Annotated in this window: 19 protein-coding genes; 1 reads left to right on the forward strand and 18 read right to left on the reverse strand. The window is 43.9% G+C overall.

Going from position 1 to position 17357, the window contains the following annotated elements; translation table 11 throughout:
• Positions 1-11: 11 nt before the first annotated feature.
• Entirely contained in the window at positions 12-347 is a 336-nt protein-coding gene (locus FB592_RS19620; RefSeq protein ID WP_004398044.1) for a nucleotide pyrophosphohydrolase, read from the reverse strand.
• A gap of 139 nt (positions 348-486) precedes the next feature.
• Here FB592_RS19620 and FB592_RS19625 point away from each other — a divergent pair, with 139 nt between their 5' ends.
• Positions 487-1359: a YitT family protein gene (locus FB592_RS19625; RefSeq protein WP_003230635.1), complete on the forward strand. Its 873-nt coding sequence runs from the start codon at positions 487-489 to the stop codon at positions 1357-1359.
• Positions 1360-1400: 41 nt separating this feature from the next.
• Here the strand turns inward: FB592_RS19625 and ypjB are convergent, their stop codons facing one another.
• From ypjB to trpE, 17 genes are all read right to left on the reverse strand, one after another.
• Positions 1401-2195: a sporulation protein YpjB gene (gene ypjB, locus FB592_RS19630; RefSeq protein WP_015251822.1), complete on the reverse strand. Its 795-nt coding sequence runs from the start codon at positions 2193-2195 to the stop codon at positions 1401-1403.
• A gap of 68 nt (positions 2196-2263) precedes the next feature.
• The gene (gene lhaT, locus FB592_RS19635; RefSeq protein ID WP_167568130.1) at positions 2264-2857 is read right to left on the reverse strand and encodes a lipoprotein heptaprenylglyceryl N-acetyltransferase LhaT; all 594 of its coding nucleotides are present in this window, start codon (positions 2855-2857) and stop codon (positions 2264-2266) included.
• Positions 2858-2967: 110 nt separating this feature from the next.
• Positions 2968-3735, reverse strand: coding sequence for a menaquinol-cytochrome c reductase cytochrome b/c subunit (locus tag FB592_RS19640; protein ID WP_003225562.1), 768 nt, complete (start codon positions 3733-3735; stop codon positions 2968-2970).
• Positions 3736-3769: 34 nt separating this feature from the next.
• The gene (gene qcrB / locus FB592_RS19645) at positions 3770-4444 is read right to left on the reverse strand and encodes a menaquinol-cytochrome c reductase cytochrome b subunit (protein ID WP_003225560.1); all 675 of its coding nucleotides are present in this window, start codon (positions 4442-4444) and stop codon (positions 3770-3772) included.
• 1 nt (position 4445) lies between these two features.
• The gene (locus tag FB592_RS19650) at positions 4446-4949 is read right to left on the reverse strand and encodes a Rieske (2Fe-2S) protein (RefSeq protein WP_003230627.1); all 504 of its coding nucleotides are present in this window, start codon (positions 4947-4949) and stop codon (positions 4446-4448) included.
• 142 nt (positions 4950-5091) lie between these two features.
• Positions 5092-5538 carry a YpiF family protein gene (locus FB592_RS19655; protein ID WP_014480115.1) on the reverse strand — a complete coding sequence of 149 codons (447 nt, stop codon included), beginning with the start codon at positions 5536-5538 and terminating at the stop codon, positions 5092-5094.
• 54 nt (positions 5539-5592) lie between these two features.
• Positions 5593-6132: a ReoY family proteolytic degradation factor gene (locus tag FB592_RS19660; RefSeq protein ID WP_015251820.1), complete on the reverse strand. Its 540-nt coding sequence runs from the start codon at positions 6130-6132 to the stop codon at positions 5593-5595.
• Positions 6133-6203: 71 nt separating this feature from the next.
• The gene (locus tag FB592_RS19665) at positions 6204-7475 is read right to left on the reverse strand and encodes a tetratricopeptide repeat protein (protein WP_021481536.1); all 1272 of its coding nucleotides are present in this window, start codon (positions 7473-7475) and stop codon (positions 6204-6206) included.
• 334 nt (positions 7476-7809) lie between these two features.
• A complete protein-coding gene (gene aroA, locus FB592_RS19670; RefSeq protein ID WP_070549197.1) occupies positions 7810-9096 on the reverse strand; it encodes a 3-phosphoshikimate 1-carboxyvinyltransferase in 1287 nt (428 codons plus the stop codon).
• A 10-nt stretch (positions 9097-9106) separates the two neighbouring features.
• Complete coding sequence (locus FB592_RS19675; RefSeq protein WP_141950049.1) at positions 9107-10222, reverse strand: prephenate dehydrogenase; 1116 nt, start codon at positions 10220-10222, stop codon at positions 9107-9109.
• Positions 10223-10270: 48 nt separating this feature from the next.
• Positions 10271-11353 (reverse strand): histidinol-phosphate transaminase, encoded by a 1083-nt coding sequence (gene hisC, locus FB592_RS19680; RefSeq protein WP_038828587.1) that lies wholly within the window; start codon positions 11351-11353, stop codon positions 10271-10273.
• A gap of 10 nt (positions 11354-11363) precedes the next feature.
• The gene (gene trpA, locus FB592_RS19685) at positions 11364-12167 is read right to left on the reverse strand and encodes a tryptophan synthase subunit alpha (RefSeq protein ID WP_003230608.1); all 804 of its coding nucleotides are present in this window, start codon (positions 12165-12167) and stop codon (positions 11364-11366) included.
• Entirely contained in the window at positions 12160-13362 is a 1203-nt protein-coding gene (trpB, locus tag FB592_RS19690; RefSeq protein WP_015383968.1) for a tryptophan synthase subunit beta, read from the reverse strand. Before trpB ends, trpA begins: the two co-directional genes overlap by 8 nt.
• Positions 13343-13990 carry a phosphoribosylanthranilate isomerase gene (locus FB592_RS19695; protein ID WP_077671391.1) on the reverse strand — a complete coding sequence of 216 codons (648 nt, stop codon included), beginning with the start codon at positions 13988-13990 and terminating at the stop codon, positions 13343-13345. The genes trpB and FB592_RS19695 overlap by 20 nt, the downstream gene beginning before the upstream one ends.
• A gap of 4 nt (positions 13991-13994) precedes the next feature.
• Positions 13995-14747 (reverse strand): indole-3-glycerol phosphate synthase TrpC, encoded by a 753-nt coding sequence (trpC, locus tag FB592_RS19700; RefSeq protein WP_003230601.1) that lies wholly within the window; start codon positions 14745-14747, stop codon positions 13995-13997.
• Positions 14740-15756 (reverse strand): anthranilate phosphoribosyltransferase, encoded by a 1017-nt coding sequence (trpD, locus tag FB592_RS19705; RefSeq protein WP_014480124.1) that lies wholly within the window; start codon positions 15754-15756, stop codon positions 14740-14742. The genes trpC and trpD overlap by 8 nt, the downstream gene beginning before the upstream one ends.
• Positions 15728-17275 carry an anthranilate synthase component I gene (trpE, locus tag FB592_RS19710; protein ID WP_038828583.1) on the reverse strand — a complete coding sequence of 516 codons (1548 nt, stop codon included), beginning with the start codon at positions 17273-17275 and terminating at the stop codon, positions 15728-15730. Before trpE ends, trpD begins: the two co-directional genes overlap by 29 nt.
• Positions 17276-17357 lie beyond the last annotated feature (82 nt).

The following is a 17357-nucleotide window of genomic DNA, read 5'->3' on the forward strand; positions in this document are numbered from 1 at the left end:
CTCGATCTCCTCTACTTTCCTTCTTCTTTTCTGGTCCAGCGATCTTTATCTCTTGTATTAAATTTATGCATGACTCGGTCGTGGGCTTCCTCTAAAGAGATATCAAGGGAGTTGGCTAAACAAACCAATACAAATAGCACATCGCCCATTTCCTCTTCCATGCTTTTATCATCTTCAGTCGCTTTTTTTGGTTTTTCTCCATAACGGTGATTCACTTCTCTGGCAAGCTCGCCCAGTTCTTCAGTCAGCCTCGCCATCATGGCCAGCGGGCTAAAATATCCTTCTTTAAATTGGCCGATGTAACGGTCTACTTCAGCCTGTATGTCTTTCATTGTTTTATCACTCACTGAACGAAACCTCCTATCATCCTCTTACATGTTAGCTAATTCAGATACGTTTGACAAATGTTTAAGCACGTTTGCTGTTTTCTTTTTCATCCACTATAATATAAACGCTATCTAATGGAAGGAAAAGGGGTTTTGTGTGATGCTTGGAGAAATTAGATTAAAAAACATATTTTTTATTTTAATCGGAGCGGCAATTTTTTCATTTGGCTTGGTTCATTTCAATATGCAGAACAATCTGGCTGAGGGCGGTTTTACAGGTATTACACTTTTGCTTTATGCCCTTTTCCACATCAGCCCCTCTATCTCGAACCTGGTGTTGAACATTCCGATTTTTTTTATTGGCTGGCGTTTGCTCGGCAGGACAATGTTTGTTTATACCCTTGTCGGCACTGTAGCCTTGTCTTTGTTCCTCAGCATCTTTCAGCGATATGAAATACATATGCCCCTTCAGCACGACTTAGCGCTCGCCGCTTTATTTGCCGGCGTATTCATCGGAGCCGGACTGGGAATTATTTTCAAGTTCGGCGGAACGACAGGCGGTGTTGATATCATCGCACGTTTAGTGAATAAGTATTTTGGGATCCCGATGGGCAGAACGATGTTTGCTTTCGATGCCTGCGTCATCATTTTGTCTTTGCTTACTTATCTCTCCTATAAAGAAGCGATGTATACGCTGGTAGCTGTATTTGTAGCGGCAAGATTAATCGATTTTATTCAGGAAGGCGGATACGCTGCTAAAGGCGCTACGATCATCTCTTCGAAAAACGACCTGATTCAGAAAAAGATTCTTGAAGAAATGGAACGAGGCGTCACCATTTTGAAAGGACAAGGTTCCTACACAAAAGAGGATATAGATGTACTTTATTGTGTGGTGCCGAAAAACGAATTGGTGATGCTGAAAAGCGTGATTAACTCCATTGATCCCCATGCCTTTGTAGCGGTAAGCGATGTTCACGATGTGCTCGGAGAAGGATTTACGCTTGATGAAAATAAAAATCCGCTTCCGCGCTGACATGTAATAGAAAAAAGGCGGCTGACCGCCGCCCCTCATCCTTATTTAGGGTAGTCCCTTTTTTTCAGCTTGTTTTTTTCCGCCTTGTACTTTCTGTAACCGACATAGGTAAGAGCAGTAATGATGATACTGCCGGTTGTAATCATCACCCAGAGTAAAGACGGATCGGCATCATCCTCCTCCACCCTGTCAAACACATTTTTCAGGTCATGCTGAAGAAGGGAAAGCCGTTCAAGCTTCGTGCTCTCTGTCATTTGCTGAAATTCCTCTTGCTCAATGACGTCTATATGTTTTCCGACTGTTTCAAGCTGATCCTCTGATACATCGATTGTAAGACTGGGGTAAATCAAGTCATATAAACTGATAAATTCATTCCATTTTTCATGAAAGCTTGTGCTTCCATTCTTTTGGACATCTCGCTTCAGCTCAGTAAAAGCTTCCATAATCGGTTTTTCCAGTGAGCCCCAAAGCGGGTCAGACCGATTGTCAACCGCATCCATCAGCATCCTGAACTGCGCGGCTGCTCTGAGTTTTTGTGTGTCTGATGTATCAGCTTGCTTTAAACTCCGAACCATATCATTATAGCCCAATGTGATTTGACGAATTTGGGCTCCCGTTAGCATGGGGTCTTGCTGTTTTTTCTCAGCGGATTTTAATGTTTTTTCAAAATACTCCAAGACTTGAAGCGCCTCTTCATATTTCGCCTGTCGGGTCATTTGAAAGACTGTATCGGATAAATCATTCAATTCCTCGAGGCTTCCCCGCTCTGCAGCCTTGGCATTTCCATTATAAAAAATAAGTGCAATCAACAAACAGATCGTCAGCTTTCGTTTCATGCAGGTCCCTCCCACTCTCTCTCCTTACAGAATATGAAGAAAGGGACAAGGATAGACCAACATTGTCTTTACATCAGCTCAAGCTTCGTTTGCTTTTTTGAGACCACAAGAAAGTAAGCAAGCGCGATTGAGAAGATGCTTAGCCAAAATGTTCCGTATCCTATTTCAGTCATATAATCAGAAAGCATTGAATACCGCGGCATCATATCAAACAAGTAGTCAATGACATCGTTATGCAGTGTCCAGACTGCAGCAATTGCAAGATGCCAAAATGAAAAACGAAAATACGGACTGTATAATACGCCTTGAACAGCCATTGCAAAATGCGAAGCAATTAGCATGTAGCCCTCCCACGGCAAGTCACCAGTTACTGCAAGCACAAGAAAATTCATAGCCACCGCCCATAGGCCATACTTTACGAGGGTAACTAGCGCAAGCGCCTCTAAAAGCGGAGCATTCCGTTTCATGAGAAAGGCAAGCAGCACAAACAGAAAGAAAAACGTTGCTGTCGGACTGTCCGGAACAAAAATCAGGAAACGGGCCGGTGTCTCCAAAAGCTGCGGCAAGTACCAATAGTAGCCGTAAACCGTTCCCAGAAAATTAATGGCTAAGACAAGAATAAGCATCGGCCGCTGCCCTAATACATATTGAAACCATTTCACATCGAATCAACTCTCAGTCTGTAAAAATAATATGTCCATATAAAAAAGCTGACGCCGGGTCAGCTTTTGATAATAAAAGTATATCCTTCCATTTGACAATTCACAATACGTTATTTTGCGGTTGTTTCAGAAATAAATTTTGCAAGTTCTTCGAGCTGCTTATCATTTCCTTTGAACACACCCGCCGGCATTTTGCCTTTCCCTTCTACAGCTATTTTTTTGATTTCATCCGGTTTCAGCCCGCTGTCAACCAATGAAGGCCCGGCCGCTCCTCCCTGAAGGTTATCCCCATGGCAAGAAATACAGCCCTGTTCCTTAAAAACCTTATATCCTTCTGCATTGGTGTCAATGTCGGCTTCTTTTGTGATTTTCCCCTGTTCTTCTGCCTTGGCCCAGTCATGAGTAGCAACTGACTGCCACGTCAAAAATACAGCAGCGGAAATGGCCAGAAGCATCATACCGACAGCGACCGGACGCTTCCACGGCCTTCTTTCTGTCCCTCTGTCTAGGAATGGAGCCAAAAGCAGGGCCCCAAAAGCGAGACCTGGCATAATCATGGCGCCGACCACTGTAAAGCTTCCGGCGGCGTATTCATACTTCAACAGCTGGTATAAGAAAAGAAAATACCAATCCGGCAGCGGAATATAACCAGTATCAGTCGGGTCCGCCATCCGCTCCAAAGGCGGCTGATGCACAATCGTCAAAACGAGAAAACCGATGAGAAAGACAGCTCCAACCATCCATTCCTTTAACAAGAAATTTGGCCAGAAAGCCTCTGTTTTACCGGGATACTCCGAATAATCCTTCGGTATATTCGGCTTTTTTTCAGCCGGTATCCTTGAGTCGCCTACAAATTTCATCCCTTTGCCCCGGTGCATGTCATCCCCTCCCTTTTATTCGCAGATCAAGAGTTTAAAGCGGTCCTGAAATGCCCTGCTTCCGGATCATAATAAAATGTGCAGCCATCAGCCCGAACAATGCGGCAGGAAGAAAAAATACATGGATCGCAAAAAACCTAGTCAGCGTTTGGGCGCCTACAATATCCGGATGCCCTGCAAGGAGCGTTTTAACTTGCGTTCCGATCAAAGGCGTGGCTTCGGCGATCTGCAGCCCGACTTTTGTTGCAAACAGAGCCTTCATATCCCAAGGAAGCAAGTAGCCTGTAAAGCCAAGACCGAGCATAACAAAAAAGATCAGCACACCGACAATCCAGTTCAGCTCGCGCGGTTTTTTATACGCGCCTTGGAAAAAGACCCTCAGCGTATGTAAAAACATCATCACAATGACCAGGCTCGCACCCCAGTGGTGCATCCCCCTGACAATCTGGCCGAATGCCACTTCATTTTGCAAATAATATACCGATTCCCAGGCATTTTTGATATCAGGCACATAATACATCGTTAAAAACATTCCAGATAATACTTGGATAACGGTTACAAAAAACGTCAGTCCCCCAAAGCAATACACAAACGCAGAGAAATGATGGGCGGGATTCACATGTTCCGGTACTTCGTGATCGGCAATATCCCTCCACATCGGTGTAATATCAAGCCGCTCGTCTACCCAGTCATAAATTTTGTTCAGCATGTCACCCTTCCCCCTTAGGCTTTGCTTTTCCAAGATACAGGAAGCCGTCTTTTACTTCTTGCTCATAATGATCAAGAGGCGCAAGCGGCGGCGTGCCAGGGACATTGGTGCCGTCCTTTTCATAGAGTCCGTAATGGCATGGACAAAAGAATTTATTCGGGTTTTTAGGATCACTATTCCAGTTCACCGTACACCCTAAATGTTTACAAATTGGCGAAAGTGCTACAATTTCATCCCCGTTTTTGAAGACCCAGGCTGATCTTGACTCTTCTGACTCATACCAGGCATCGACTTGATTAATTTTAAAATCAAAGCGCTGCGGCTCTTTTGTCAACTCATCAACGCTGACAACCTGAACCATATCCTGCTTCCCTGTCGATTTTAATACCGGGTCGAGTGCGAAGCGAACCATAGGCATGAGCATACTAGCCGCCATAAAACCTCCTACGCCTGTGAGCGTGTAATTCAAAAATTGACGTCTGGATATATCATGTTTTCCGCCCATCTCTTCTCCCCCCTCTAGGTCACCCCTGCAATCTGACTAAAATAGAAAATATTGCAATAACTCTAGACACCCTCATAATATATGAATCTCTCAGCAAGGTCAATATAGCCAAAATATTGTTCATAAGGAAATGTAAGTGTTTTTATGAAGTGCTCCATAACTGTAACAAAACGTTCAAAATTTCAGCAGTGCGTTCATCCAATATTTTTCTTTTTAAAGAGTCATTTAAATGCTCTAATGGAACAGAAGGTGTAACAATCATTTTGCCTAACGCATCCTCAGCTCTCCAACTTTCGTCAGATGTGAGCAGGACAACATGCGGAAATTCCGTTATCAGCTCTTCCCGCAAATCCTTAAGCCCTTGAACGGTTATTTCATTTCTATCAACATATGTATAAGGCGGAAGTAAATATACCCGTCCCTTTAACTGCCTTTCAAGTTCTTCTGAGAGAAGCTGCGTAAACTCGCCTTTCTCCGCCGCCATTTTAAAATGGTTATTAACCCTTATGTTAATTAATGGTATGACAGCGGTATCAATGTAATCCTTAGCTTGTAAATAGTCCTTGGCATCAGTGATTCTCCACCTCATCGTTCTCCCCCTTTACGGCAACAAGCCTTGCAATTCACTGCAAGGCTGGTCATATTATGTGAGCTGATTTAATTGGCGCGATAATTGTTCAAATGCCTCTTTATCATGACGATCTAACGCCTCGTCAATGTCTTTTAATAATTTTTCTCTTTGGAATGTGGAAATAGCGTGCTCTAAAATCTGTTCCGCCAATCCCTGATCTTTTTTATTCTCAAAAAGGTTTTTCGGAATATGCGGGTTGGACTCCAGCACCGCCGCATATTCAGGTGAGCTGTAAGCCGAACGGAAATTAAGCTGGATAAACAAATCCTGCTGTTTATTTAATCTAATATCATGAAAAGATTTTTCCGCGTCGGTAGTCATGACGTTCTCTTTATAGAACCGGAACGGAACTTCTTCAACACAATGTGTTGACATTATAATGCCTCTCGGGCAAAATTCAGCCTGCTCCACAAAATGAACCTTCTCCATGAGAGAATCATGGCTCATTAAGTAGTTCAAGATCCAAACGCACTCTCGGCGCTTTAACTGATAATGGTTTAAAAACCAACGGATAAAATCTTTTTTCTCATTGACAGAAACAGGGGTCTGCATGTAATTCCCTCCTCTATCGTTCGTATAATCTATATACTTATATGTTCCACATGAATGGTTAATATTCCTGCTTATCTAGAAAATTCATCCTCGATTCGCAAAATCGTTTCTTCCAGCTCTTCATTGGCTCCGTCCATTTCAAGAACCTTTTTCAAAAGCGGCAGCGCTTCTTTTTGAAGGCCTTCTTCTAATAGGAAGCTTGCGTATTCATATAAGAAATCTCTATCCTCCCGGTAATGAAGATAGGCAGCCTCAAAGGATTGTTTTGCTTCCTCGTATTGCTCTAATTCAGTATATGCGCTTGCAAGATACCAATTGTATTTCGGATCTTCTTCACCGTAGCTTCGAACCTCTTGAATAAGATCAATGATCTGATCATAATCCTCTTCTTTGTGATACACGGCAAGAAGTGTATGAAGCGCCTCGACAAAGCCCGGATCAAGCGCAAGCGCCTCCTGAAGCAGCTTTTTTCCCTCTTCTGACTTCCCGATTTTTAAGGCCATTTTGGCGGCATAAAGGAAAAGTTCTTTGTTATATTCATCATATCTGATCCCCTCTTTTGCCGTTTTTAATGCCTCTTCATACATTCCTTCAGCTTCATAGCTTTTCGAGAGCGGCATATAAAGTGAAGTATAAGATGGATCAAGCTCCTTTAAATCAGACAGCTGCTTAATAGCTGTTTTCACAAGCCCCGCCTGTAAGGCTGTAAAACCATAGCCGAAAATCGTATTAGGATCAGGATTCTCATCGACAGCTTTCTCGTACCATGGAATGGCATCCTCAAATTCACCTGAGGCACTTAACGATTCTGCCAGTCTTTGATGGACATTAACGCCTCCGATCTCACTCTGCTCCTCAGCCGTTGTTTTAAAATATTGAACCGCTTTTGCATAGGCTCCCTGAGCAAAGTAAAGTTCTCCAAGTGCAAAATCAATAACAGGTTCATTGTCCAGAATGGACTTTGCTTGTAAAAGCTTTTGTTCACTGACTTCGAATAACCCCTGCATCTGATAAAGATCCGCCATAAGCAGCAAACTTTCCGGATATGATGGATCTGTTTCCGGAATAGTCTCCAGCACAGCGAGGGCTTTTTCTTCTTCGTCAATATCTATTAAAAGTTCAGCGTAGAAATTCGTCAGTTCTGTTTCATTTGGATATAAATCATGTAGATCACTAATCAGTGAAATTGCTTTTTCTACATCGCCCCACTCGTAATAAAGCTGGGCTGCAATGGCTTTATCTTCATCATGCAGCTGTTTTTCAGCCTTCGAGAGCGTGTTGAGGCCTTTTTCTGTTTCACCTGCTTCAACTAATTTTATGGCTTCTTGAATCAATGTATTCAAATCGGACCGGTCCTTTCTTTTCCTATACAACATCAACCATACAAAAAAGCTTTATTTGTTCGGGTTAATCTTATCATAATTCAGACGAATGCCCCCGGCAAATAAGATGCTTCTGTACGGAAGGGAATTATTGAGTCTTATTAGTTTACCAAAAGATCTTGAGATAGAAAATGAAAAAAGGAAGATCGCCCTCTGTACAGTAAAGCAGCTCTTTGACCTGCCGGCTTGTAAGTAAAGCACATCCCCCCTTTTCGTTTTTCTATCCCCTCTATAAGACAAGCTATGTTTTTTTGCCTCAAATTATGATCTGCATAAAAAATCCTGAAGTAAAACTTCAGGATTTTTTCGAAAGCTTATTTAAATGCTCGAAGAAGGTTGGATAAGAAACGTGAATGGCATCCGTGTGCTCGATTTCAATCGGCTCCTCCGTTATACAGGAAGCAATACCAAGCATCATTCCGATTCGATGATCTCCGTGGCTGGACACTGCAGCGCCGCCTTTCAACGTTTGTTTGCCATAAACCTTCATTCCATCTGCTGTCGGTTCAATTTCAGCACCCAGCTTGCGAAGCTCAGAAACAACAGTATCAATACGGTTTGTTTCTTTCACTTTTAGCTCTGCCGCGTCCTTAATAACGGTGGTTCCTTCCGCCTGAGTCGCAAGAAGCGCGATGATAGGGATCTCATCAATTAAACGCGGAATGATATCTCCTCCGATTTCAACTGCCTTTAGAGATGACGTTTCTATAATCAAATCTCCATAAGGCTCTGCACCGCTATCAGCAGATGGTTTGATTTCAAGTTTTGCCCCCATGTTTTGAAGGACATCAATAATACCTGTCCTAGTCGGATTTAAACCTACGTTTTTCAATACAATTCTGCTGTTTGGAACCATCGCGCCAGCAGCAAGGAAAAACGCGGCTGAAGAAATGTCTCCAGGAACAAAAATATCAGCAGCTGTCAGTTTCTGGCCACCAGCAATGGAAACACTCGTTTGATCTTCAGAAAGCTTAACGCCAAAAGCAGAAAGCATCCGCTCAGTGTGGTCCCGAGATTTATGGGGCTCTGTGACAGTTGTTGTGCCCTCAGCCTGTAATCCGGCCAACAAAACAGCAGATTTAATTTGCGCGCTTGCAACAGGTGATACATATTCAATGCCTTTTAATGAAGCGCCGCTCACTGACAGCGGTGTAAATTCTCCGCCGGCTCTGCCGTCGATTTTAGCCCCCATTTTTTTCAAAGGCTCAGTCACACGCTTCATTGGGCGCTTCGCAATGCTCTCATCTCCTGCTACCGCGCTGTAAAAAGGACGGCCCGCTAATATTCCGAGCATCAGGCGAATCGTTGTACCTGAATTTCCGACATCTAAAAGGCTTTCTGGCTCTTTCAGGTCATCGATTCCTTTTCCGTGAATCACGACATCGCTGCCGCTTTGCTCAATGTGAACACCCATTTTTCTAAAGCAATCGATCGTGCTCAGACAATCTGCTCCCGGCAGAAAGTTTTTAACTGTTGTTGTGCCTGCCGCTAGCGCGCCAAACATAACAGAGCGGTGAGAAATGGATTTATCACCGGGAATATGTATTTCTCCATGTAAGGTCTGCACCTTTTCTCGTTTCATTTTTTCCACCTCAATCAGCATAAAAAGTTTCATATTCCGCCCGGGCTTCAATGCATTGTTCTGCCCTTTTGCGGTCGTCATCAGACTGAAAACTGATCCTTAAAATCCCGTTAATATCTTCTCGTGTTTCAATAATGCGGATATTCGTGATACTGATGCGCTCCGCAGCTAAGATCGCTGTTATCTCGGATATTACACCTGGATGATCGGGCACATCAACGTATAAATCATAAAATGCAGGTATCGCTCCCTTCTGCCGAAGCGGCAGCCCGTCGCGATAATCCTTGGCGGTTTTAAAATAACGAAATAGATTTTCCGCATCTTCTTGTTCTACATATGTACGGATCTTGTCAATTTCACGAATCCACTCATCAAAACGGTCTAAGATTTTATCTTTATTATGTAATAAAATATCCCGCCACATTGCCGGGCTGCTTGATGCAATCCTTGTAATATCTCTGAACCCGCCGGCAGCAAAACGTTTAACAAGCGGATACAGGTTTTCCGAATGATGGGTTTGGTGAACAAGACTGGCTGCTACAATATGCGGAAAATGACTGATTACACTTGTAACACCATCATGCTCCTCTGGCGACATTTCCACAAAATGGGCATTCGTCCCCTTCAGCAGGTTTTTTAACTGTTCCACAGCTTGTTTGTCCGTTTTCTGGCCTGGCGTTAAAATATAAAATGCATTTTCAAACAGGAACTCCTTCGCAGCGGCCACTCCTGATTTATGTGAACCCGCCATCGGATGCCCTCCGACAAATTGATAGCGGCTAGGCAGCACTTGATCAGCGTAATCAACCACTTTTTGCTTTGTGCTTCCTACATCCGTAATCAAAAGCTCATGTTCAATTCCTGAATGAGCCAGCTCTTCAAGCATAACCAGTGTTTGTTCGACAGGCGTCGCAATGATTACTGTAGCTGCCTCTTTCGCACCGCTAATAAACGAATCAGCACGATCGTCTATCACGCCTAATTTTAATGCCGCTATCGCCTGTTCATCAGAGATGTCGATTCCGATAATCCGTTTGCCGGGATGATTTTTTTTGATGGCTAGGGCAATCGAACCGCCTATCAATCCGAGACCGGCGAGCAATATTGTATCTTTCATTTGATTCATACGTCATCACCTGGTTTATAGACTAAAGAGGTGATATTTGATCACCTCTTATAAAATTTCAGCTAAAATGGCAAGTATTTCTTCATTTTGCTCTTTTGTTCCGATCGTAATCCGGAGTGATGTCGGGAAACCTAATGCATTTCCTGACCGGACGATATAGCCTTTTTCCAGCAGAGCCTGAAACAGTTCATCAGCAGGACGTTTAAAGTCAATTAACACAAAATTTGTCTGTGAAGGGTAGCACTTTAAACCATGAGTTTTCGCAAAATCATAATACTGCTGAAGGCCTGCATTATTTTGCTCGATACAGGAAGCAATAAACGCTTGATCATCAAGAGCGGCAATCGCCGCAGCCTGGCCCAGACGGCTCGTATTAAACGGCTCTCTCGCCGGCTCAATCTGGCGAATCAGGTTCTCGTCAGCAATTCCGTATCCGACTCTGAGCGCTGCCAGACCGTATGCCTTTGAAAATGTGCGCAAAATCATCAAATTGGAATACTTGCTTAAGAGCGGCACGGTTTCCGGGTAATCCTCTGCTGTTACATATTCATAATATGCTTCGTCAAGAACAACAAGGACACGTGAAGGAACGCGCTCCAGAAATGCGAGTAATTCTCCTTCAGATGTATAAGTGCCAGTCGGATTATTCGGGCTGCATATCCAAACGACTTGTGTCTGTTCGTCGATGGCTTCTAACATGGCGTCTAAATCATGTGAGCCGTCGGGACGAAGTGCAATTTCACGTACTTCAGCACCTTCAATGACCGCATTATGTTTATATTGCGGAAAAGTCGGAACAGCAGTAACCGTGTTTGTTTTATCGTTTAAAAATGCCCGGCAGATGATCTGTATGATTTCATCAGAACCGTTGCCGAAAATAAGTGATGTTTCGCTGACATTGAGGTGCTTACTGAGCCTTGTCCGCAAAGCGGCGCTATACCCGTCCGGGTAAAGGGCAAGCTGTTGAATCTCATGATGAAGCGCCTCTTTTGCAGCCTCTGAACAGCCGTAAGGATTCTCGTTTGAAGCAAGCTTCACCACTTTATCCAAGCCATATTCTGATTTCACTGCTTCAATCGGCTTTCCAGGCTGATAAGGCTTCAGCTGTTTTAAATGTTCTTTGATACGCAAATCAGTCACCTCATTTTAAACTGTACAAGCCGCTAAACGCCATTGCATAATCCTCAAACTCCTGCAGCGCCTGATTTCTCGTTTCAGCGCTGATGAGCCGGTCCTTTAATTCTTCTATTTTTCTGACGAGCGCACTTCCCACTACGACACCGTCACTAATTTCATTCATCTTTATGACCTGTTCACGGTTTGATATACCGAACCCTACAGCAACCGGAACAGTGCTGAGATTCTTCACAGTCCGAATGAACGGGTACACGGATGAATTGAACTCATTGCGGACACCGGTCACACCCAGAGAAGACACACAGTAGACGAAGCCCTCGGCTTGTTCAATAATGGTTTTCAAACGGCTTTCGCTTGTCGGCGCAACCAAAGAAATATACGTCACCTCATGGCTTTTACATTCCTCTTGAAGGCTGTTGCTTTCTTCTAGTGGCAGATCCGGAACAAGCAGACCGTCAATATGATTTTCCCGCAGTAAAGCGAAAAAGTATTCTTTGTTCAATTGTAACACAGGATTATAATACGTAAAGAGGATAATCGGAATATTCACTCCGTTTTTTTTCATTTCTCCGCCTAATTCGATTGCCTTTACGATATTCATTCCTTGATCAAGTGCCCGCTTTGAAGCCCGCTGGATCACCGGACCGTCTGCAAGCGGGTCAGAGTATGCAACACCAAGCTCCAATGCTGTGGCGCCTGCTTTTTGGAGTGACTTCGCCAGTTCAATCGAAACCTCAGGAACTGGATCGCCCGCCGTAATAAACGGGATAAACAATTTTTCTGATGGTTGAAGATCCAATTTAAACATGGGCTTTCACCTCTTCTTCCAATACCTTCATTAATGTGTTGACATCCTTGTCTCCCCGTCCTGATAAACAGACGAGAATGAGTTGACCGCGATCCATTCCTTTGGCGAGTTTGAATGCTTTCGCTAACGCATGGGCAGATTCGATTGCCGGCAAAATCCCCTCTTTTTCTGACAAAAGCTTTAATGCATCCACCGCTTCTTCATCAGTGATACTGTCATAAGTGACACGGCCGCTTTTATGCAAGTATGCGTGCTCCGGACCGATTCCAGGATAGTCGAGACCGGCTGAAATAGAGTAGGGCTCAATAATTTGTCCGAACTCATCCTGAATGAGATAAGTCAATGAACCGTGAATAACCCCTACGGTTCCTTTCGAAATAGTGGCGGCATGAAGAGGCGTATCAATTCCTTTTCCTGCTGCTTCAGCGCCGATCAGTTCAACATCTTCATTTAAAAATGCCTGAAACATACCCATCGCATTGCTTCCTCCGCCTACACATGCCACTACTTTATCAGGCAGAGTGCCTTCAATACGTTTCAACTGATCCTTCGCTTCCTCTCCGATCATTTTTTGAAATTCACGGACCACTTGCGGATAAGGATGCGGGCCGACAACTGATCCAATCATATAAAAGTGATCCTCACAATGCTGAACCCAGTACCGGATCGCCTCATTTGTGGCATCCTTCAATGTTCCGTTTCCGCTTGTTACAGGCACTACCTCCGCTCCAAGAAGCTTCATGCGGAAAACGTTCAGAGACTGGCGGGCAACATCCTCTTCACCCATAAACACAGTACAGGAAAAGCCGAATTTGGCTGCAACTGTTGCAGCGGCAACGCCATGCTGGCCAGCACCGGTTTCAGCAATGATTTTCGTTTTGCCCATTTTTTTAGCAAGCAGCGCTTGACCTAGCGCATTATTGATTTTATGAGAACCTGTATGGTTTAAATCTTCTCGTTTCAAATAGATTTTCGCGCCGCCTAAGTATTCAGTGACTCGATCAGCGTATGTTAATGCAGTCGGCCGTCCGGAATAGTCCTTTAACAGCTTATAATACTCTTCACGAAAAGCGGGATCATCCTTGATTTGTTTAAATGCTGTTTCTATTTCATCTAACGGCTGCATGAGTGTTTCCGGAACAAACTTTCCGCCAAAATCACCGTATCTGCCTATTTCATTCGGATATGGATACATATCGGTTCATCCTTTCTTCTAAAAGCCTCATCAGATTCTGATCTTTTTGTCCGTTTTTTTCAATTCCGCTGGCAAGGTCAATTCCTTCTGGCTGCCATTTCAATAGGCCTGTGATGCTATCCGGATTCACGCCGCCAGCGATAAAGCAGCGTTTACCAATAGCCGCCTGCTGATATTCCGGCACACATTCCCAAGAAAATGCAACACCAGTTCCGCCTCTAGACCCTTTTACAGATGAATCAATCACAAAGCCGTCAACATGATCTTTAAAGCGGGCTATTTCTTGAGTTGTGTTATCTTGATGGTGAAGCGCCTTCCATATTTCACAGCCTGTCAGCTTGCGAAGAGCATCAGCATCCGCCGGTTTTTCATCACCGTGAAGCTGAATGACGTCGAGCTTCAAGCTCTTGGCAATACGTGACATCGTCTCTATTGATTCATTAACAAAAACACCTGCAACCTGTTTTTCGACACGAGCTTGGTTCAGCCATTTTTTCACATCTTGCGGAGATACTTTTCGTTTGCTTTCAGCAAAAATAAATCCTAGGTAATCAGCCTGTGATTCCGCCGCAAGCTGCAAATCCTTTAGTGACCGAATACCGCAATATTTTAATGCCGGTTTCTTCACAACCTCACTCCCTAAACAAAGCATGGATTGCTTTACGCTGAGAAGTTTGTCTCATCAATGATTCACCGATAAGTACAGCTCGCGCCCCATGTTCATTGACAAATGTTAAATGTTCTAAAGAACCGATTCCGCTTTCGCTGACAAGCAAGGATTCTTTCGGAACGAGAGATGCGATTTGTTCTGTCTGCTTTACAGATGTTTCAAACGTTTTTAGGTTTCGATTATTTACGCCGAGAATGTCGGGTGTGAACACTTTCAATATTTGTTCTAGCGTTGATGCATCATGAACCTCCACTAACACGTCCATCCCCTTTTCACCTGCTTCAAGATATAATTCATGAAGGTGTAAGGGATCAAGCACCTCGCCGATTAACAATATGGCATCCGCTCCGATTCTTCTTGATTCCTCTACTTGAAGAGAATCAATAATAAAATCTTTTCTAAGTACAGGAATCGAAACAGCACGCTTTACGTCTGATAAATAGCTGTTTTCCCCTTGAAAAAACGGGGTGTCTGTTAAAACGGAAATCGCATCTGCCTTCGCAGCCTCATAGTCTTTTGCAATCTGCACAGGTACAAAATCCTCTTTAATAAGCCCTTTTGACGGCGATGCTTTCTTCACTTCGGCAATCAACCCGATAAACCGATTCGGGCTTGCCAGCGCCTCCTTAAATGAACGTTTCTCGAAAGGCTGCTCTACCGGCAGAACCAGTGTTTTCACTTCTTCTTTCTTTTGTTTGATGATTTTTTCAAGCATAGATCTCTTCCTCTTTCTGCTTTAGTCGTTCAAGCTGCGCGGCAGCGCCTCCGCTTGTAATCGTCTCTAACGCCAGCTCCGTTCCTTCCTTCAGTGAGGCGGTAATTCCCGCCGTGTAAATCGCAGCACCCGCATTAAAAGCCGTAATAGATAAAGCGGAACTGCTGCTTTTATTTTCAAAAATATTCTGAATGAGATAAGCGCTCTCTTTCGGAGACTGCACCTGTAAATCTTCAAGTCTGCCATTTGTGAAACCGAAATCTTCGGGTGAAACGGTATACTCCCGGCGCTCTCCGTCCTTTAATTCAATCACGTCGGTCGGTGCTGTAATTGAAAGCTCATCTAAACCGTCACGGCTTGATACAAACATAACGTGCTTCGGCTGAAACGTCTCCAGTGCGCTTGCCATCAGTCCAGCTTTTTCAACAGAATAGACCCCAATCACCTGACGCTTCGCCTGCAAAGGATTGCTGAGCGGTCCAAGCAGATTAAATACCGTTCTGAAACCTAGCTCTTTTCTAGTACCTGCTACATGTTTCATAGACGAATAGTAAAGCGGCGCAAAAAGAAATCCCATGTTGTTTGTTTCAATGCTGCTTTTGACCTTTTCGGGAGTGGTTTGAATAGAAACCTCTAGCTCCTCTAAAACATCAGCGCTTCCGCTTTTAGAAGAGACAGAGCGATTGCCATGCTTAGCGATTTTCGCGCCAGCTGCCGAGGCAACAATTGCCGAGGCCGTTGAGATATTAAAAGTGGAAATACCGTCTCCCCCTGTTCCGCATGTATCAACAATATCAGGAAGTCCATCGACTGTAAGAGCGTGTGCCCGCATTGCCTTCACAAAACCCGCAAGCTCTTCTGGCGTCTCCCCCCGATGAGCAAGAATAGACAATATACCACCCATTTCAGAAGGAGTCATTTCCGCTGCCATCATCATATTCATCAGCGTTTCAGCCTCACCGGCAGTAAGGGTTTTTCCGTCAACGCACAATTGTAGAAATCTGTTCATCAGCTTTATCCTCCTTGCTATGAAACATGTCTTCTGCAATATGAATCGTTTTCAGCAGCGCACCGGCTTTATTACAGCTTTCTTCGTATTCGGCTTCCGGAACAGAATCAGCAACAATGCCAGCACCTGCCTGTATCGATGCAACGCCGTTCTTTACACTCATCGTGCGAATCGTAATACAAGAGTCGATATTCCCGTCAAACCCAATGTAGGCAATACATCCTCCGTATGTCTCTCTCGGTGTTGGCTCGAGCTCTTGCAAAAGCTGCATGGCACGGATTTTGGGTGCGCCTGTTAAAGTCCCCGCCGGGAAAGCAGACATCAGTGCATCGACAGGATGAACCCCTTTTTTCAATCGGCCTGTAACCACCGAGATAATGTGCATGACATGTGAAAAGGAAACAATTTTTGTGAACTCCGGCACAGAAACAGAACCATACTCTGCTACTCTGCCGATATCGTTTCGGGCAAGATCAACGAGCATGTAATGCTCCGCTTTTTCTTTTTCATCCTTCATGAGCTCAACCTTCAGTCTCTCATCTTCAGCTTTGTCTGCACCGCGTTTTCTCGTGCCGGCAATCGGATGGATTTCTAAGTGCCCGTCTTGAACGTGGATTAACCGTTCCGGAGAGCTGCCGACTATTTCTCTGTCTAGCAGTTTCATATAATACATATACGGCGAAGGATTGACGATCCTAAGCACTCGGTATAACTCAAAAGCATCTGCTTTTATCGGCACCTCAAATTTTTGTGATAAAACACCCTGGAAGATATCTCCTGCTTTTATATAGCCCTTGATTTTTTCTACATCAGCCATAAAAGCCGATTTTTCATAATTAGAAGATACCGTCTCAAAGCTGGGTGTCTTGTATGAATCAGCAGAGAGAAACAGCTCTTTTATGTTTTTTTGGTCCATCATTTTTTCGATGAGATTTTGGAGCTCCAAATGATTTTGATGGAATACATCCATTTTTTCGTTTTCTGTTTCCTCTCCAGTGAGCCTTGCATATTGGATAAAGTGGACGTTTTTGGTTTCATGATCATACGCAATTAATGTCCGGCAAACAAACAGCATACACTTTTCCATGTCTGTTTCTTTTGTATGCGAAGGAACAGAAGGTTCAATCAGCGGGATCATATCATAGCTTAAGTACCCGACAGCTCCGCCGACAAAAGGAATGCCAAGCTGAGGTGTTTTGATTTTGTATGTGGTATTCATCCAGTTCAGCACTTCTTTTAGTTCATTTCCTGTGTAAAGAGATTTGCTGTCCTGATCAGCGGCCGAAAAACAGCCCTGCTCTTCTTTAATTGTGAGAAATGGATTCAGGCCGATAAACGAATATCTGGACCAAGTGGATGTATCGTCCTTGCTTTCAAGAAGATACGTAATCTCCCTGTCAAGCTTCTCTATCATTTGAATGGGTGTCAGTGTATCGACTGTGAAGGTCTCCACAATCGGTATCGTGTGGTGGGACAAGCTGTCCTCTAAAAATGCGGAAATGTTTGATTGGAAATTCATTGCTCTCACTCCTTATGGCAAGGAGAATGAGAAGATGGCATGAGAGGATAAAATACTATATAACAAATAAACCCAAAAGAAA

It is taken from the genome of Bacillus sp. SJZ110 (assembly GCF_006715455.1).
Taxonomy (GTDB): Bacteria; Bacillota; Bacilli; order Bacillales; family Bacillaceae; genus Bacillus; species Bacillus subtilis.